Raw genomic sequence first — 17,642 nt, 5'->3', positions numbered from 1 at the left:
ATCAGAGGTGCCCCGCTTCAAAACGAGGTCAGAACACCTCGGTGAGCAGCGGATTGGGCAGCTCCGCCCACTGATCCCCCGGTGTCCCCGGCGACAGCCGCATCAGCGACAGCGCCTTCGTGGGCAGCGCCTCCTCGCGCAGCGCCGCCAGGTCCACGGTGCCCGGCAGATCCCGTACGACCGCCTCCAGCGCCCCGCGCAACGCCGCGCCCGACCCCGCCGCACCCGCGAGCGCCCCCGCCACCAGAGAGCCGAACAGTTTGCGGCGCAGGGCCGGCACGTCGTCCGTGACGATCCGGCCCGACAGCTCCGGCATCGCGATGCCGTGCCGGGCCAGCCGCGCCGGGCTGACCCGGATGTCGGCGAGGTCGCGGTAGACCAGCCGCACCGGGGAGCCGTCCGCCGACAGCACCACGAGCAGGTTCTGACCGTGCGCCTCCAGCGCCACGCCCAGCTCCAGCAGCCGCAGCCCCACGGTGAGCGCGAGACGCGTGAACTCGGCCGCCCAGGCGGGGGATCGGGGCAGCTCGGTGGCGACGAGCGCGGCCACCGCGACCACCTGCTCGCCGGGCCCGGCATACTCCTGCGGCGACTCGCGCACCACCGCCGCCAGATCCGGCGAGTCGGCCGTGGCGGCCCCCAGCGTGCGGGTGACGTGCAGCAGCCCGTCCATGCGGGCCGCCAGGGTCTGCGCGAAGTCCGACAGCGTGGCCGACAGGCCGATGGAGTACACCGAGATGTCCCGCACCGACGACGTCAGCCGGGCGCTCAGCGCGGTCTTGACGTGCGGCCCTCCGGGGACGGCGAGCGTACGCAGGGACATCAGCGGATGCGCGGCGACCCCCTCGTCGGACGGGCGCTTGAGCACATGCTCGGCCTGCCAGGGATGCACCGGGATCAGCAGCCGACCCCCGTCCCGCATCTCCTGCGGCCACTCGCCCGTCACGAGGCACTCGGCCGCCCGCACCGGAACCCGCCCCAGCGTCACCACCGGCCGGTGCTCGGGCCCGTACGCCAGCTGCTCGGCGACCGAGAGACCGGGCCGGGAACGGCAGTTGGGATGGAAGGGATGTCCGTCCACCACCCGCTGCTCCCACTCCCAGTCGTGCCGGGGCCACTCCTTCGAGTGGGCATCCTGTCCCGCCCGTGACAACGCCAACGAGGCCACACTGTGACCGAGTTCGGCGGCGAACGACGTACCGTGCGGTACGCAGAGGTCGGTCAGCAGCCGGGCCGGATCGTCGTACGACGTCTCGTCGAGGCGTACGGCGGTGACGTACGCGGCGGTGGCGAACGGGTCGGCCTGCGGGCCGTGCAGCCGGCGGCCGTCGGAAAGGCGCAGGGTGAGGCCCTCCCGGCCCCGCTCACGGCGGGCCACCCAGGGCAACGGCTCGTACGCGAGCGCGCGCCACAGCCGGGTCAGCACGGCCGCCCGGGCCCCGGGGAGCTCGGCCGCGTACCGCGAGGCGAGTTCGGGGCGTACGTCGGCCAGTTCGGCGGCGACCTCGGCCTCGGCGCTGGGGGGACGGTGCACGGGCGGGCTCCTCGGGTACGAGTAGGGCGTCGGGCAGGCGCCGACGACAGACATACTGATCGTCTTCCCGCCTGAACGGACCGTAGAGAACGAGTGGATCGCGTGCACCTCAACCCTCCACCCGCCGCCGACGTCGCGGAACGCGCCGACGCCTACGCGGTCGCGCCCCTGCTCAACTGCCTGCTGCGGGAGGTGGCCGAACCGCACGGCGGGTCCGGCGAGGCGGACCCGGCCGCACCGGACGGCGAGCGGCGCGTGTACCGGCTGCCCGGCTCGGGCCGTCTGCTGCGCGTCCTCGGCGAGCGGCGGCCCGCGGAGCCGGAGGTGCGGGCGGCCGGCGCGTGGCGGCGCGTCGGGCACACGGAGCTCGTCAAGCTCGTCGCCGAGGAACTGCGCCGCCACACCGGTCTGTCCAACCACGAACTGCCCGCCGAGATGGTCGACAGCCGGGACGCGGTGGCCGCACTGCTCACGGCACGCGCGCGTGCGACGCCGCCGGACGACCCCTTCCTCCGCTCCGAGCAGTCCCTCCTCACCGGCCACCCCCACCACCCCGCCCCCAAGGCGCGCGGCGGCGGCCCGGTCGCGGCCTGGCTGCCGTACGCCCCGGAGGCCCACGCCCGCTTCCCGCTGACGCTGCTCGCACTGCGCGAGGACACGGTCGTCGAGGAGGGCGACACCTCGGCCCTCGACGCCCTCGGCGAGGCCCCGCCCGGCTACCGGCTGCTGCCCGCACACCCCTGGCAGCTCGACCTGGTCGGCCGGGAACTCACGCAGGCCTTCGCGGACGGCAGGCTGCTGCGCCTCGGCACGACCGCCTTCGACGCCTGGCCGACAGCCGCGATCCGCACGCTCTACGCCCCCGAGCCTGACCTCTTCCTCAAGTTCAGCCTCGATGTGCGCATCACCAACGACATCCGTCGCCTGTGGCGCCACGACCTGCAAGGACTCCGCCGTACCGACACCGCGGCGGCCGCCGCCCTCGCCGCGTCCGACGCCCCCGCCGCCTGGCTCGGCGACCGCGGCTACCGCACCGCCGACTTCGCCTTCGAGGAACTCGCGGTCCTGGTCCGCGACGGGCTGCGCGACCACGTCCTGCCGGGCGCGACACCGCTGCTCGCCGCCGGGCTCGTCGAGGGCTTCGAGGGCAGTCCGCTCGACGGCGCCGAGGACCCGGCGGCGTGGTGGGAGGCGTATCTCGCCCAGGTGGTCCCGCCCGCGCTCACCGCCTTCGCCGACCACGGCGTCGTACTCGAAGCGCACCTGCAGAACACGCTGGTCGCCGTCGACACCGACGGCATGCCCGTACAGGCCCTGTTCCGGGACGCCGAGGGCGTGAAGCTGCTGGCGGACGTGGAGCGGGCGGCCGGCTGGGAGCGGCTCGTGTACTGCCTGGTCGTCAACCACCTCGTGGAGCTGGCCGGAGCGCTGGCCGAACGCCGTCCCGGTCTGGACCCCTGGCCGGCCGTACGCCGCGAACTCGCCCGCCACGATCTCCCCGAGATCGCCGGCCTGCTCACCGCGCCCACCCTCCCCGGCAAGACGAACCTGCTCCTGCGCTGGACGAACGCCGACGGCGCCGCCGCCCGCTACCGGCCACTGCCGAACCCGCTGGCCGGTACGCGATCCGCCGAGCACCGGGGTGGGGACAGGCGATACCGGTGAGGGCGAGGAAGGAGCCGGTTCGGGGGGCGGTGCTGCTGCTCGCGGGGTGCAGCAACGCCCCCACGGGCTAGAGCGAGATCGTCAGGGGTCGGGCGGGCCCGTCAGGCCGACTCCTCCGCCGCACGGCACACCGGGCAGGTCAGCCGGCGGGCCCGCTGATCATGTATCACCTTGCCCGGCTGTGCGGGCTCACGAACCTGGATCGTCTCGCTGTGCACGTGGTCGGCGCATACGCCGGCTCCGCACAGCCGGCAGACGGCCACTGCTTCCGAGGCGCGCCCCTGCTGGACGCATTCATAGCAGTTCATATGGGACCCCTCAGCCGAAAGAGCCGACGGCGGAAGCCGACTCGGTTGCCGGGGACTTCGGAGTGCCCCCGCACCGGCGCCGCAAACGTGGCTTCCCGGCATCTCTGCGACACTGTTGGGGCGAGCACGTTCGTAAGGACCGTGGCGCGGGACCGGTCGTGGATTGCAAGGCTGAAGACGGGGGTGGCCTGAGGAAATGCTGAGAGAGGTCACCGCTACCCGCTACATCGCACCCCTGAGGTCTGGCGGCTCCGTGCCCGGAGTGGTCGAGGCCGACGACCTGGGCACCTACGTCGTGAAGTTCACCGGCTCCGCGCAGGGCCGCAAGGCGCTGGTCGCCGAGGTGATCGTGGGCGAGCTGGCCCGCGCGCTGGGGCTGCGCTTTCCCGAGCTGGTCCTGGTCCACTTCGACCCCGCGGTCGCGGGACACGAGCCGCACCAGGAGGTGCGGGATCTGCACGCGTCGAGCGGTGGCGTCAACCTCGGTATGGACTACCTGCCGGGGGCGAAGGACTTCACCCCGGAGGTCGCGAAGACCTTCCGCGTCGACCCGCTGGAGGCCGGCCGGATCGTCTGGCTGGACGCCCTGACCGCGAACGTCGACCGTACGGTCCACAGCTCGAACCTGATGATCTGGCCGACGTTCGGCACGGTCCCGCCGCGCCTGTGGCTGATCGACCACGGAGCGGCCCTGGTCTTCCACCACCGCTGGGACGGCTCGGACCCCGAGAAGGCGTACGACTTCCGCCACCACGCCCTCGGCCACTACGCCCCGGACGTGCGCGCCGCCGACGCGGAGCTGGCGCCGAGGGTGACCGAGGAGCTCTTGCGCGAGATCGTTGCGGAGGTGCCGGACGCCTGGCTGACCGCCGAGGCGGGCCTCGCGACACCCGACGCGGTCCGTGAGGCGTACGTCGGATACCTCCACGCGCGCGTGCGGGCCTCCGCGGCCTGGCTCCCCACCGACTTCCCCACCAGGGAGGAACTGGCCGCCGAGGAGGCCCTCAGGGCGGCGAGAACACAGCAAGGCAGGCCGAAGTGGCTGAAGCGGGTCCCCGACCTGCACGGCAAGCCGGCCGCGGAACAGGATTGGTCGGTGCACCTCGGATGAGCGGCCGTGTCGAGATCGAGTACTGCACACAGTGCCGCTGGCTGCCCCGCGCGGCCTGGCTGGCGCAGGAACTGCTCACCACCTTCGAGGCGGAGCTGTCCGAGCTGGCGCTGAAGCCGGGCAAGGGCGGGGTGTTCGTCGTGCGTGTCGACGACGAGGTGGTCTGGGACCGCCGGGAGCAGGGCTTCCCGGAACCGACGGCCGTGAAGCAGGCCGTACGCGACCGAGTGGCCCCGGGGAAGTCCCTGGGCCACTCGGACAAGCCTGCGCAGGAGTAGGTCAGCCCTTCAGCTGCTCGTACGCCGGCAGCGTCAGGAAGTCCGCGTAGTCCTCGTCGAGGGAGACCTCCAGGAGCAGGTCGTGGGCCTGCTGCCAGTGGCCGGCCGCGAAGGCCTCCTCGCCGATCTCGGCGCGGATGCTCGCCAGCTCCTCGGCGGCGACCTTGCGGGCCAGCTCCGGGGTGGCCTTCTCGCCGTTCTCGAACTCGACGCCCGCGTTGATCCACTGCCAGATCTGGGAGCGGGAGATCTCGGCGGTGGCCGCGTCCTCCATGAGGTTGAAGATGGCGACCGCGCCGAGACCGCGCAGCCAGGCCTCGATGTAGCGGATGCCGACCTGGACGGCGTTGACCAGGCCCGGGTACGTCGGCTTGGCGTCCAGGGAGTCGACGGCGATCAGGTCGGCCGCCTCGACGTGGACGTCGTCGCGCAGGCGGTCCTTCTGGTTCGGCTTGTCGCCGAGGACCTTGTCGAAGGACTCCATGGCGATCGGGACCAGGTCGGGGTGGGCGACCCAGGAGCCGTCGAAGCCGTCGCCGGCCTCGCGGTCCTTGTCGGCGCGGACCTTCTCGAAGGCCACCTTGTTGACCTCGGCGTCCCGGCGGGACGGGATGAACGCCGCCATGCCGCCGATGGCGTGCGCGCCGCGCTTGTGGCAGGTGCGGACGAGGAGTTCGGTGTACGCCCGCATGAACGGGGCCGTCATCGTGACCGCGTTGCGGTCCGGCAGGACGAACTTGGCGCCGCCGTCACGGAAGTTCTTGACGATGGAGAACAGGTAGTCCCAGCGGCCGGCGTTCAACCCGGCGGCGTGGTCGCGGAGTTCGTAGAGGATTTCCTCCATCTCGTACGCCGCCGTGATCGTCTCGATCAGGACGGTCGCGCGGACGGTGCCCTGCGGGATGCCGACGTAGTCCTGGGCGAAGACGAACACCTCGTTCCAGAGGCGGGCCTCCAGGTGCGACTCCGTCTTCGGGAGGTAGAAGTAGGGGCCCTTGCCGAGGTCGAGCAGGCGCTGGGCGTTGTGGAAGAAGTACAGGCCGAAGTCGACGAAGGCGCCGGGGACCTGCTCGCCGTCGATCTGCAGGTGACGCTCGTTCAGGTGCCAGCCGCGCGGGCGCATGACGACCGTCGCCAGTTCCTCGTTGGCCTTCAGGGTGTACGACTTGCCCGACTTCGGGTCGGTGAAGTCGATGTTCCGGGTGTAGGCGTCGATCAGGTTGAGCTGCCCGAGGACGACGTTCTCCCAGGTGGGGGCGGAGGCGTCCTCGAAGTCGGCGAGCCAGATCTTCGCCCCCGAGTTGAGGGCGTTGATGGTCATCTTGCGGTCGGTGGGGCCGGTGATCTCGACCCGGCGGTCCTGCAGCGCGGGCGGGCACGGGCCCACCCTCCAGGAGTCGTCCGCGCGGATCGCGGCGGTCTCCGGGAGGAAGTCGAGGGTGGAGGTGCGGGCGATCTCGGCGCGGCGCTCCGCACGGCGGGCGAGGAGTTCGTCACGCCGGGGCGTGAACCGGCGGTGCAGCTCGGCCACGAAGGCGAGGGCCGCCTCCGTGAGGACCTCCTCCTGCCGGGGCAGGGGCTCGGCGTCGACGATGGCCAGCGGGGACGGCGCTGGTGCGGACATGAGCGTCACTTCCTTCAGCGAGCTACAAGCGACTTGCGTAGGAGCTTTGGCACCGGGTGCCAGTCTTCCCGGATACGGCGAACAACGCCCGCGGAGCGGTCGGGCGCTTCTGAACAGTGGATACTAGTTTCCTCATGGTGGAAGTTCAATGGTTTGTTGACATCGAGATTCTCTGAGTCGAGGCAAGGTGGCGCTCAGTGCCACCGTGCTCACTCAAGGTGGCTCAGATCGGCCTCCGTGTCGATGTCGTACGGCCGGGCCACGTCCCCGCACTCGACGAGCCGAATCCCCTCCTCGTGCTCCTTCAGATAGGCGCGTGCCCCCCTGTCGCCGGTCGCGGTCGCGGCGATGCCCGCCCAATGGGCTGCGCCGAAGAGCACGGGATGCCCGCGTACCCCGTCGTAGGCGGCCGAGACGAGCGACGTCTCGTCCTCGTACGCGGCGAGCACCCGGGCCACCGCCGCCGGCCCGATGCCGGGCTGGTCGACGAGCGCGACGAGCGCCGCCGGCGCCCCCGTACCCGCGAGCGAGGCGAGCCCGGCGCGCACGGAGGAGCCCATTCCGTCGGCCCAGTCCGGGTTCTCCACCAGTACGCAGTCACCGAGCTCGGCCTGCTCCCGTACGGCATCGGCCCGTGCACCCAGCACCACGTGCACACGGGCACAGCCGGCCGCGCGCAGCACCCCGACGGCGTGCTCGACGAGCGGTCGGCCGCGGTGTCGGAGCAGGGCCTTGGGCCGTCCGCCGAGTCGCCGCCCACCGCCTGCGGCGAGGAGTAGACCGGCGACCGGGGGCGCGTCTTTCTCAGTCATGCGTCCTGCATACCTGACAGGTGCGCGAGCGCCCGACTTCCAACGACTGAATTTCCGCTCACGCGGTGGCGCATCGGCAACGCGTGGCGTTTACTGACCCGCGTCCCCGGCGCCCGACCAATGCCAGGGGGGCTCGACGGGGCAGCGGGACTACTGGCGCACAACGGCGTGCGAGGGGGGAGTGCTGTGTTGCGGAGCTTGGGGCAGAGGCCGGTGACGGGCAGCGACGAGGACCCGAGGGTGGCGGAACTGCGGACGGCGGTGTCCCGTCTGCGCCGCGAACTCGCCGCGCACCCCGCCGAGTTCCCGGACCGGGTGATCGCCGAGGACGAACTCGCCGCGCTGGCCGCCATGGCGATCGACGGAGTGCCGGAGATGCCGCGGCTGCGGAGGTCGCTGCTGTTGCTCGCGGGGGCGATCGGCTCCGTGAGCGCGCTGTCGCGGGGCTTGTCGGAGGTCCGGCAAGCGGTGGATCTGTTCGGGGAGGCGCCGCGGGGGCGGGGCTAGCCGATCGTCGTAACGATCGACTCCCGGCCGCCCGAGCCGAAGACGGCCTCCTGGGAGTCGTGCGGTCCGGTGCGGCGCCCGGGGCGGCGCCGCATGGCCGTCACCCGTGGTTCTGGGTGACCAGTGCCTCCGACAGCTCCCCGGCCACCTGCTGGAGCACCGGCACGATCTTGTCCGTCGCGGCCTCGGTGACCCGCCCCGCCGGACCCGAGATCGAGATCGCGGCCGCGGTGGGGGAGTTGGGGACCGAGACGGCCAGGCAGCGGACGCCGACCTCCTGCTCGTTGTCGTCGACCGCGTAGCCGTTGCGCCGCACGTCCTCCAGGGCCGCGAGGAAGCCGTCCGGCGTGGTGATCGTCTTCTCCGTGGCGGCGGGCATGCCCGTACGGTTCAGTAGCGCGCGCACCTCCTCCGGCGGGAACCCGGCGAGCAGCGCCTTGCCGACCCCTGTGGAGTGCGGCAGCACGCGCCGGCCGACCTCCGTGAACATGCGCATCGAGTGCTTGGACGGCACCTGGGCGACGTACACGATCTCGTCGCCGTCGAGCAGTGCCATGTTCGCCGTCTCACCGGTCTCCTCGACGAGCCTGGCGAGGTACGGCCGGGCCCAGGTGCCGAGGAGCCGGGAGGCGGACTCGCCGAGGCGGATCAGGCGCGGGCCGAGGGCGTAGCGGCGGTTGGGCTGCTGGCGGACGTAGCCGCAGGCGACGAGCGTCCGCATGAGGCGGTGGATGGTGGGCAGCGGCAGCCCGCTGCTCGCGGAGAGCTCGCTCAGGCCGACCTCGCCGCCCGCGTCCGCCATCCGCTCCAGCAGATCGAAGGCGCGCTCGAGGGACTGGACTCCGCCGCCATTGGACTTGGCGGAGTCGGTGGTGCTGGCGCTGGACGTCGGCACGGCGCGTTCCTTTCGGGACTGGCGGGAAGGGCAGAAGCCTACCCGGCAGTCGGTTGACTCCCCGGTTGTGCGTAGCTACGTTCTGCTTGCTGGAATTCTAATTCCGCTTTGTGGAAACGTCCAGAGAGCGGGCGTTGGGTGCACTGTGGAGAAGTGTGCCCTTGACGGCGCGGGAACGGGAGTGAAGACTCCTTCAACAGAAAGTTGAATTCCGTTACGCGGAAGTAAACCGGCGGCAGAGAGGGGTCCGGGTGTCCGACGCTGAACTGGTGCTGCGCTCGACGCGCGTCATCACACCCGAGGGGACGCGGGCCGCCTCGGTCGCGGTCGCCGGCGGAAAGATCACGGCCGTGCTCCCGTACGACGCCGAAGTCCCGCCCGGCGCCCGTCCGGAGGACCTCGGCGACGACGTCCTGCTGCCCGGCCTCGTGGACACGCACGTGCACGTCAACGACCCCGGCCGCACCGAGTGGGAGGGCTTCTGGACCGCCACGCGCGCGGCGGCGGCCGGCGGCATCACCACGCTCGTCGACATGCCCCTCAACTCCCTCCCGCCGACGACGACGGTCGACAACCTTCGTACGAAGCAGGAGGTCGCCGCCGACAAGGCGCACATCGACGTCGGCTTCTGGGGCGGCGCCCTGCCCGACAACGTCAAGGACCTCCGCCCGTTGCACGAGTCCGGCGTCTTCGGCTTCAAGGCCTTCCTGTCGCCGTCCGGAGTGGACGAGTTCCCGCACCTGAACCAGGACCAACTCGCCCAGTCCCTGGCCGAGATCGCCTCCTTCGGCGGCCTGCTGATCGTGCACGCCGAGGACCCGCACCACCTCGACGCCGCCCCACAGCAGGGCGGCCCCAGGTACGCGGACTTCCTGGCCTCGCGTCCGCGCGACGCCGAGGACACCGCGATCGCCCAGCTGATCGCCCAGGCGAAGCGCCTCCACGCGCGCGTGCACGTGCTGCACCTGTCGTCGAGCGACGCGCTGCCGCTGATCGCCGGGGCCAAGCGGGAGGGCGTGCGGATCACCGTCGAGACGTGCCCGCACTACCTGACCCTGACCGCCGAGGAAGTCCCGGACGGCGCCAGCGAGTTCAAGTGCTGTCCGCCGATCCGCGAGTCCGCCAACCAGGACCTGCTCTGGCAGGCGCTGGCCGACGGCACGATCGACTGCGTGGTGACCGACCACTCGCCGTCCACGGCCGACCTGAAGACCGACGACTTCGCGACCGCCTGGGGCGGTATCTCCGGGCTCCAGCTGAGCCTGGCGGCCGTGTGGACGGAGGCCCGCAAGCGCGGGCACGGCCTGGAGGACGTGGTCCGCTGGATGTCCGCGCGGACGGCCGAACTGGTCGGGCTCGACGACCGCAAGGGCGCCATCGAGGTGGGCCGCGACGCCGACTTCGCCGTCCTCGCGCCCGACGAGACCTTCACCGTGGACCCGGCCGCCCTCCAGCACCGCAACCGTGTGACGGCGTACGCGGGCAAGACCCTGTACGGCGTCGTGAAGGCCACCTGGCTGCGCGGCGAACGCATCGTCGCGGACGGAGAGTTCGCCGAGCCGAAGGGGCGGCTGCTCACCCGCGATCACTGACCCCCCGTCCCCGGGCTCTCCGCTCCGCCCGAGCAGAGGACCCGTCCCGCACCCGCACCGGCCGACTCCAGAAAGGCAGAACCAGCACCGTGACGGCGATACCCAGCTTCACCGGCGACGCGAACCCCTACGGAGGCGGCGACCCGTACGCGGACTACCGCACCGCCGACTTCCCCTTCACCCAGTACGCCAACCTCGCCGACCGCCGGCTGGGCGCCGGAGTCATCGCCGCCAACGACGAGTTCTTCGCCCAGCGCGAGAACCTGCTGGTGCCCGAGCGGGCCGAGTTCGACCCCGAGCACTTCGGGCACAAGGGCAAGATCATGGACGGCTGGGAGACCCGGCGGCGGCGCGGTGCCTCCGCCGAGCACCCCTGGCCGACGGCCGAGGACCACGACTGGGCGCTGGTGCGGCTCGGGGCGCCCGGCGTGATCCGCGGGATCGTCGTCGACACGGCCCACTTCCGCGGCAACTACCCGCAGGCGGTGTCCGTCGAGGGCGCCTCCGTGCCGGGCTCTCCGTCGCCTCAGGAACTGCTGGCGGACGACGTGAAGTGGACGACGCTGGTGTCGCGCACACCGGTCGGCGGCCACGCGGCGAATGGTTTCTCCATCGCCGTCGAACAGCGCTTCACCCACCTCCGGGTCAACCAGCACCCCGACGGCGGCATCGCGCGCCTGCGCGTGTACGGCGAGGTGGCACCCGACCCCGAGTGGCTGTCGGTTCTCGGCACCTTCGACGTGGTCGCCCTGGAGAACGGCGGCCAGGTCGAGGACGCCTCCAACCTCTTCTACTCGCCCGCCACGAACACCATCCAGCCGGGCCGCTCCCGCAAGATGGACGACGGCTGGGAGACGCGCCGCCGCCGCGACCAGGGCAACGACTGGATCCGCTACCGGCTGGCCGCGCAGTCCCAGATCCGGGCCATCGAGATCGACACGGCGTACCTGAAGGGCAACAGCGCCGGCTGGGCGACGGTGTCGGTGCGGGACGGAGCGGACGGCGACTGGCAGGAGATCCTCCCGCGCACCCGCCTCCAGCCCGACACCAACCACCGTTTCGTCCTGACGACCCCCGCCGTCGGCACGCACGCGCGCGTGGACATCTACCCCGACGGCGGCATCTCCAGGCTGCGACTGCACGGCTCGCTGACGGAGCAGGGCGCGGCGGGGCTGGCGGCCCGGCACCAGGAGCTGGGCGGCTGAGACAGAAGGCGCTCGCTACTCGAACGCCGGTCCGGATCTTTCAGCCCGTCCGGCGTTTGAGGACGAGGCCCTTTCAGGGCCGAAGCGGGGGCCTGGGGGCGGCAGCCCCCAGGGACGGTCACCCCCACTCACCCGCACCGTATTCGGCTCAACCGCCGGAGGCCTACGCCGCGTGACCTCCGTCCACGGCGAACTCCGCTCCCGTGACGTAGTCCGCCCCGGCCAGGTACGCGACCGTCGCCGCCACCTCGTCGGCCGTGCCGAAGCGGCCCAGGGCGGTCATCGCCGCCTGACCCGGCGCGTACGGGCCGTCCGCCGGGTTCAGGTCCGTGTCGATGGGGCCGGGGTGGACGATGTTCGCCGTGATGCCGCGCGGTCCGAGCTCCCGTGCCAGGGCCTTCGTCAGGCCGATCAGGGCCGACTTGCTCATTGCGTACAGCGTCCCGCCAGGCCCCGGCACCCGCTGCGTCATGCACGTACCGATGGTGACGATCCGGCCGCCGTCCCCCATCAGCGCGGCCGCCGCCCGGGAGGTCAGGAAGACGCCGCGGACGTTCACCGCGAGGACCCGGTCCACGTCCGCGATCGACAGGCTCTCCAGCGGGCCCAGCACGCCCACGCCGGCGTTGTTCACCAGCACGTCCAGGCCCCCGAGCGCCTCAGCCGTACGCCCCACCGCGCCGGCCGCCTCGTCCGCGTCCGCGGCGTCCGCCCGCAGGGCCACGGCCCGCCGCCCCAGCGCCTGAACGGCCCGTACCACCTCCTCGGCCGCCTCCTTGTCGTTCACATAGGTCAGGGCGACATCCGCGCCCTCGCGCGCGAGCCGCAGGGCCGTCGCCGCGCCGATGCCCCGGCTGCCGCCGGTGACGAGAGCCGCCCTGCCGTGCAGGGTTCCGGTTTCGTAAGTGGTTGTCGTCATGGGTCCATCCCAGCCCCGCGCGCGTCGAGGTGCTGGCGGCGAACGGACACCGAGGCACCGATGAGTTGCGCGTGCGCACGGGGTCTGAGGTGATGACAGAAGACCGCACACCCGGAAAGAGGCACTCCTCATGGGCAAGCTCGTCTCCACCCTCTTCGTCACGCTCGACGGCGTCTACCAGGCACCCGGCGGCCGGGAGGAGGACACCCGCGGCGGCTTCGAGCACGGCGGCTGGGTCTTTCCGTACGCCGACGAAGACTTCGGCCAGTTCATCAACGAGGTCTTCGAGCGCCCGGGAGCCTTCCTCCTCGGGCGCCGTACGTACGACATCTTCGCGGCGTACTGGCCGAAGGTGACCGACCCCGCCGATCCGGTCGCGTCCAAGCTCAACGCCCTCCCGAAGTACGTCGTCTCCTCGACGCTGACGGACCCCGAGTGGGCCGAAACCACTGTGATCAGCGGCGACCTGGCCAAGGAGGTCACCGCCCTCAAGGAGCGCACCGACGGCGAGCTCCAGATCCACGGCAGCGGCGCCCTCGTCAGGTCGCTGCTGGCCCATGACCTCATCGACACCCTTCACCTGCTGACGTTCCCGGTAGTGCTCGGCACGGGTCACCGTCTGTTCGCGGAGGGTGCCGTGCCCACCAAGTTCGAGCTCACCGCCGGCCGCACCACGAGCAAGGGCGTCGCCATCCACTCGTACCACCTGGCGGGACGCCCCGACTACGGCACGTTCGGACTCCCCGAGAACGCGTGATCACCCTTCGCCGGCGTTCTCGCACGGCCTCCTCATGGAGATCGGGTGAGAACGCCGGGGCACACGTTAACTTCCCGAAAACTCATCGGACTTGCCGGGAAATTCTCCATCGTTGTCATTGACATGCCACTGTCTACGCGCGTCATCATGAAGTCATGAGATTCCCCCCACGAATCACCCGCATCGGCGCCGCAGCCGCCGTCCTGTCCGCCCTCCTCGTCGGAGGCACCGTCACGGCGACCCCGGCGGCCGCCGCGGTCGGCAGTATCTGCTACAGCGACCTGCCCTCGCAGGCCTACGACACGCTGGAGCTGATCGAGCAGGGCGGCCCCTACCCGTTCTCGCAGGACGGCACCGTCTTCCAGAACCGGGAACGCATCCTGCCCAGCCAGCCGTCCGGGTACTACCACGAGTACACGGTCATCACGCCTGGCTCCTCCACGCGCGGAGCTCGCCGGATCGTCACCGGTGAGGAAAACCAGGAGGACTACTACACGGCCGACCACTACGCGTCGTTCGACCTGATCAACTACGGCTGCTGAGCCTGCTGGACGACGATCGACGCCGAGGAACGGCGCCAACAGCCGGGAGTCCGGTCCGCGCTCAGCCGGACTTCCGGCTCTCGGCGGCGGCGAACAGCGCGAACGCCAGCACGAGCAGTGCGACGCTCGCGTAGATCTCGAAGCCGTCGAAGAAGTCGAGTCCCTGCACGAGGCCCCAGTTCCAGTCGGTGAACTCGTTCACCAGGCCTACGACGCCCTGTGCCAGGGCGATGACTCCGAGGAACTCCAGCAACTGCTTCATGCCATGACTCTCGCCCCGCGGACCCCCCACGCCAATCGGCCGCGGGGCGAGCCATGTGCGACGGAAGTCCACGTTCCGGCCGGCTCGCAGCGACCAAGGTCGGTGATGCCGCGACTTTGGTCGTCGATCACGCGCGCGGGGCCACGTCGGGGCCCGGCACTGCGTAGATTTGTCGACCGTGAGTGGTGACAACCAGGTGTCCGCACCGCAGGCGTTCGCGGGGCGGCGCTGGCTGCTGCCCTCGGCCCTGATCAAGGAATTCGACCTCGACCCCGAGCGCTCCGGGCGGCGGCCCCGGCGCACCGCACGCGACTGGGTGGTCGACTTCTCCTGCTTCCTCATCGCCGTGTTCGTCGGTCTGCTGGCCGCCGACACGATCGAGGACGAGAACCTTCCCGACGGCTACGCCGCCTTCGACCAGCTGCTCGGCGCGCTCTCCTGCGCCGCGGTGTGGCTGCGGCGCCGCTGGCCGGTCGGGTTCGCCGCCGCGATGGTCCCGGTCTCCCTGGCATCGAGCACCGCGGGCGGCGCCAGCCTGGTCGCCCTGTTCACGCTCGCCGTGCACCGGCCCTTCCGGTACGTGGCGTGGGTGGCCGGGACGTACGCCGTGCTGAACCCGGTGTACTTCCTGTTGCGCCCCGAGCCCGACCTGTCGTACCCCTGGGCGGTCGCCCTCGCTTCGCTGCTGACCGTCACGGTGGTCGGCTGGGGCATGTTCGTACGCTCCAAACGGCAGCTCATGCTGAGCCTGCGCGACCGTGCCCGGCGCGCGGAGACGGAGGCGCGGCTGCGTGCCGAGCAGGCGCAGCGGCTCGCCCGTGAGGCCATCGCCCGGGAGATGCACGACGTCCTCGCCCACCGGCTGACCCTGCTCAGCGTGCACGCGGGCGCGCTGGAGTTCCGGCCCGACGCGCCCCGCGAGGAGATCGCGCGGGCGGCCGGCGTGATCCGGGAGAGCGCCCACGAGGCCCTCCAGGACCTGCGGGAGATCATCGGCGTGCTGCGGGCGGCCGAACCCGATGACGGCGGCCGCCCGCAGCCGACCCTCGCGGCGCTGGAGGCGCTGGTCACCGAGTCCCGCGAGGCCGGCATGAAGGTCACCCTCGACCAGCGCGTCACCGACCCCGCCACCGTGCCCGCCTCCGTCGGCCGCACCGCCTACCGCATCGCCCAGGAAGGCCTGACCAATGCCCGCAAGCACGCCCCCGGCACCGAGGTCACGGTGACGGTGACCGGCGCGCCCGGCGAGGGCCTGTCCGTGGCGGTCCGCAATCCCCCGCCCGAGGGCGAGGTTCCGCATGTGCCCGGCTCCGGACAGGGCCTGATCGGCCTGACGGAACGGGCCACGCTGACGGGCGGCCGGCTGGAACACGGGCCGGCCGCGGACGGGGGATTCGAGGTGCGGGCTTGGCTGCCGTGGGGGTGACGCCAGGTGGTCCGGCCGAGCGGTGCCCAATGGCCGACTGGGCGGGGGCTGTCGCCGGACCGGCGGTTCCCGAGCCACCCGCGCGTGCGTCTCTTGATCCACGCGCGCGTCCGTTTCCGGATCTACGCGCGCGGGTCTCCGGATCCATGCTTGTGCGTCTCCGGCTCCACGCGCGCGTGAGTGTCACGGGATTACCGGGACCACCTCGTGTGCCGGAGGGCCACACTCCACCCCGTCCGGCACCGCCACGCCGTACAACCGTGATTACGTAAGGCACATGACTGCGATCAGACTCCTCCTCGTCGACGACGACCCGTTGGTCAGGGCCGGACTGTCCTTCATGCTGGGCGGCGCCGACGACATCGAGATCGTCGGAGAGGCGGCCGACGGCGCCGAGGTCGAGACGCTGGTCGACCGCACCCGCCCCGACGTGGTCCTGATGGACATCCGGATGCCCTCGGTCGACGGGCTCACGGCCACCGAGCGGCTGCGCGGCAGGAAGGACGCCCCGCAGGTCGTGCTGCTGACCACCTTCCACGCCGACGAGCAGGTGCTGCGCGCCCTGCGCGCCGGAGCCGCCGGGTTCGTGCTCAAGGACACCCCGCCCGCCGAGATCGTCGACGCCGTGCGCCGTGTCGCGGCCGGCGACCCGGTCCTGTCGCCCACCGTGACACGCCAGTTGATGGACCACGCGGCCGGTACCGCCGCCGACACCCGCCGCACGCGCGCGCGTGAGCGGCTCGCCGTACTCAACGACCGCGAGCGCGAGGTCGCCGTCGCGGTGGGCCGGGGCCTGTCCAACGCCGAGATCGCCGCGGAGCTGTTCATGAGCGTCGCCACCGTCAAGACCCATGTCTCCCGCGTCCTGGCCAAGCTCGACCTCAACAACCGTGTGCAGATCGCCTTGTTGGCCTACGACGCGGGACTTCTGGAGGAACTGGAGGAACTGGAGGACGACGGGCACTAGCGGGCTTTCCCGCGCGTTGTCGGTGTGGTGGGAAGGGGAGGGGCATGGCTGAAGTGATCGACCTGGGGGAGTTCGGGGGAGCGGGGTTCCGCGAGAACCCGCATCCTGTGTACGCACGCCTGCGTGACCGGGGCCCCGTACACCGGGTCCTGCTGCCCGACTGGCAGTCCGAGGTCTGGCTTGTCGTCGGGCACGAGGAGGCACGCGCGGCGCTCGCCGATCAGCGGCTGTCCAAGGACGGTGCCAAGATCGGCCTGAAGTCGCTCGAAGAGGAGCTGATCGGGAAGAACCTGCTGGCCACCGATCCGCCCCAGCACACCCGACTGCGCGGGCTCATCTCACGCGCTTTCACGATGCGCCGCGTGGAGGCACTGCGCCCGAGGATCCTCCAGATCACCGACGGCCTGCTCGACGCGATGCTGCCGCTGGGCCGCGCCGACCTCGTGGAGTCGTTCGCCCACCCGCTGCCGCTCACCGTCATCTGCGAACTGCTGGGCGTGCCCGAGATGGACCGCGTGGAGTTCCGCAAGATGTCGACGGAGGCGATAGCGCCCACCACCCCGGGCAGTGAGGTCGAGGCCTTCACCCGCCTCGGGGCGTACTTCACCGATCTGATCGAGGACAAGAGGTGCGCCGGCCCGAGCGGTGACCTGCTGAGCGACCTGATCCGCACCACGGCCGAGGACGGCGACCGGCTCTCCCCGGACGAACTGCGGGGCATGGCCTTCATCCTGCTGATCGCCGGCCACGAGACCACGGTCAACCTCATCACCAGCGGCGTCCACGCCCTGCTGGCCCACCCCGACCAACTCGCCGCCCTGCGCGCGGACATGACCCTTCTGGACGGCGCGGTGGAGGAGATGCTGCGCTACGAGGGCCCGGTGGAGACGGCGACGTTCCGGTATGCCGCCGAGCCGCTGGAGATCGCCGGCGCCCACATCGAGAAGGGCGAAGCGGTGATGGTCGGTCTCACCGCGGCCAATCGGGACGCGAGCCGCTATGCCGCTCCCGACACCTTCGACATCCGGCGCGACACCCGGAGCCACGTCGCCTTCGGCCACGGCATCCACTTCTGCCTGGGCGCACCCCTGGCCCGCCTGGAGGCGCGTACGGCGATACGGTCCCTGCTGGAGCGCGCTCCGGACCTGGCGCCGGACGGCCCGCCGGGGGAGTGGCTGCCGGGGATGCTGGTACGGGGGATGCGGAGTCTGCCGGTGCGCTGGTAGTCGAGCGGGTGC

The 17,642-nt window shown here is 71.6% G+C and carries 18 protein-coding genes; 11 read left to right on the top strand and 7 right to left on the bottom strand.

Annotated elements, in window-relative coordinates:
* Nucleotides 1-28: 28 nt before the first annotated feature.
* Nucleotides 29-1,534, bottom strand: a complete 1,506-nt coding sequence (locus tag IF78_RS0101545) for an IucA/IucC family protein (protein WP_031475473.1) — start codon at nt 1,532-1,534, stop codon at nt 29-31.
* A gap of 93 nt (nt 1,535-1,627) precedes the next feature.
* Between IF78_RS0101545 and IF78_RS0101540 the strand changes: the two genes are divergently transcribed.
* Nucleotides 1,628-3,199 carry an IucA/IucC family protein gene (locus IF78_RS0101540; RefSeq protein ID WP_031475475.1) on the top strand — a complete coding sequence of 524 codons (1,572 nt, stop codon included), beginning with the start codon at nt 1,628-1,630 and terminating at the stop codon, nt 3,197-3,199.
* A 101-nt stretch (nt 3,200-3,300) separates the two neighbouring features.
* On the opposite strand, the gene IF78_RS45580 is transcribed toward IF78_RS0101540, so the two are convergent.
* Nucleotides 3,301-3,507 (bottom strand): DUF2180 family protein, encoded by a 207-nt coding sequence (locus IF78_RS45580; protein ID WP_078662268.1) that lies wholly within the window; start codon nt 3,505-3,507, stop codon nt 3,301-3,303.
* A 196-nt stretch (nt 3,508-3,703) separates the two neighbouring features.
* On the opposite strand from IF78_RS45580, the gene IF78_RS0101535 reads away from it, so the two are divergent.
* Nucleotides 3,704-4,618, top strand: coding sequence for a HipA family kinase (locus IF78_RS0101535; RefSeq protein ID WP_031475477.1), 915 nt, complete (start codon nt 3,704-3,706; stop codon nt 4,616-4,618).
* Entirely contained in the window at nt 4,615-4,896 is a 282-nt protein-coding gene (locus IF78_RS0101530) for an Rdx family protein (RefSeq protein ID WP_031475479.1), read from the top strand. The genes IF78_RS0101535 and IF78_RS0101530 overlap by 4 nt, the downstream gene beginning before the upstream one ends.
* 1 nt (nt 4,897) lies before the next feature.
* On the opposite strand, the gene aceB is transcribed toward IF78_RS0101530, so the two are convergent.
* Both aceB and IF78_RS0101520 read right to left on the bottom strand, forming a co-directional pair.
* Nucleotides 4,898-6,520: a malate synthase A gene (gene aceB, locus IF78_RS0101525; RefSeq protein WP_031475481.1), complete on the bottom strand. Its 1,623-nt coding sequence runs from the start codon at nt 6,518-6,520 to the stop codon at nt 4,898-4,900.
* Nucleotides 6,521-6,729: 209 nt separating this feature from the next.
* Nucleotides 6,730-7,332: a nucleotidyltransferase family protein gene (locus IF78_RS0101520; protein WP_031475483.1), complete on the bottom strand. Its 603-nt coding sequence runs from the start codon at nt 7,330-7,332 to the stop codon at nt 6,730-6,732.
* A 186-nt stretch (nt 7,333-7,518) separates the two neighbouring features.
* Between IF78_RS0101520 and IF78_RS0101515 the strand changes: the two genes are divergently transcribed.
* Nucleotides 7,519-7,839 (top strand): DUF5955 family protein, encoded by a 321-nt coding sequence (locus tag IF78_RS0101515; protein WP_031475485.1) that lies wholly within the window; start codon nt 7,519-7,521, stop codon nt 7,837-7,839.
* 100 nt (nt 7,840-7,939) lie between these two features.
* Here the strand turns inward: IF78_RS0101515 and IF78_RS0101505 are convergent, their stop codons facing one another.
* On the bottom strand, nt 7,940-8,734 hold the full coding sequence (locus tag IF78_RS0101505; protein WP_031475487.1) for an IclR family transcriptional regulator: 795 nt from the start codon (nt 8,732-8,734) through the stop codon (nt 7,940-7,942).
* Between the two features lie 251 nt (nt 8,735-8,985).
* Between IF78_RS0101505 and allB the strand changes: the two genes are divergently transcribed.
* A complete protein-coding gene (gene allB, locus IF78_RS0101500; RefSeq protein WP_031475489.1) occupies nt 8,986-10,326 on the top strand; it encodes an allantoinase AllB in 1,341 nt (446 codons plus the stop codon).
* Nucleotides 10,327-10,415: 89 nt separating this feature from the next.
* Nucleotides 10,416-11,531 (top strand): allantoicase, encoded by a 1,116-nt coding sequence (alc, locus tag IF78_RS0101495; protein ID WP_031475491.1) that lies wholly within the window; start codon nt 10,416-10,418, stop codon nt 11,529-11,531.
* A 163-nt stretch (nt 11,532-11,694) separates the two neighbouring features.
* Here the strand turns inward: alc and IF78_RS0101490 are convergent, their stop codons facing one another.
* On the bottom strand, nt 11,695-12,450 hold the full coding sequence (locus tag IF78_RS0101490) for an SDR family oxidoreductase (protein ID WP_031475493.1): 756 nt from the start codon (nt 12,448-12,450) through the stop codon (nt 11,695-11,697).
* 130 nt (nt 12,451-12,580) lie between these two features.
* Here IF78_RS0101490 and IF78_RS0101485 point away from each other — a divergent pair, with 130 nt between their 5' ends.
* Nucleotides 12,581-13,207 (top strand): dihydrofolate reductase family protein, encoded by a 627-nt coding sequence (locus IF78_RS0101485; protein WP_031475495.1) that lies wholly within the window; start codon nt 12,581-12,583, stop codon nt 13,205-13,207.
* Between the two features lie 155 nt (nt 13,208-13,362).
* A complete protein-coding gene (locus IF78_RS0101480; protein WP_031475497.1) occupies nt 13,363-13,749 on the top strand; it encodes a guanyl-specific ribonuclease in 387 nt (128 codons plus the stop codon).
* 61 nt (nt 13,750-13,810) lie between these two features.
* Here the strand turns inward: IF78_RS0101480 and IF78_RS0101475 are convergent, their stop codons facing one another.
* On the bottom strand, nt 13,811-14,011 hold the full coding sequence (locus tag IF78_RS0101475; RefSeq protein ID WP_031475499.1) for a hypothetical protein: 201 nt from the start codon (nt 14,009-14,011) through the stop codon (nt 13,811-13,813).
* A gap of 169 nt (nt 14,012-14,180) precedes the next feature.
* Here IF78_RS0101475 and IF78_RS0101470 point away from each other — a divergent pair, with 169 nt between their 5' ends.
* The 3 genes from IF78_RS0101470 to IF78_RS0101460 all read left to right on the top strand — a co-directional run bounded on the left by IF78_RS0101470 (nt 14,181) and on the right by IF78_RS0101460 (nt 17,630).
* Nucleotides 14,181-15,437 (top strand): sensor histidine kinase, encoded by a 1,257-nt coding sequence (locus tag IF78_RS0101470; RefSeq protein WP_078662267.1) that lies wholly within the window; start codon nt 14,181-14,183, stop codon nt 15,435-15,437.
* A 277-nt stretch (nt 15,438-15,714) separates the two neighbouring features.
* Nucleotides 15,715-16,404, top strand: a complete 690-nt coding sequence (locus IF78_RS0101465; RefSeq protein WP_031475503.1) for a response regulator transcription factor — start codon at nt 15,715-15,717, stop codon at nt 16,402-16,404.
* A 44-nt stretch (nt 16,405-16,448) separates the two neighbouring features.
* Nucleotides 16,449-17,630, top strand: a complete 1,182-nt coding sequence (locus IF78_RS0101460) for a cytochrome P450 family protein (RefSeq protein ID WP_031475504.1) — start codon at nt 16,449-16,451, stop codon at nt 17,628-17,630.
* Nucleotides 17,631-17,642: the final 12 nt, after the last annotated feature.

The sequence above is a fragment of the Streptomyces bicolor genome, assembly GCF_000719285.1.
Classification (GTDB): domain Bacteria; phylum Actinomycetota; class Actinomycetes; order Streptomycetales; family Streptomycetaceae; genus Streptomyces; species Streptomyces bicolor.
This window is presented reverse-complemented; position numbering and strand designations above follow the sequence as displayed.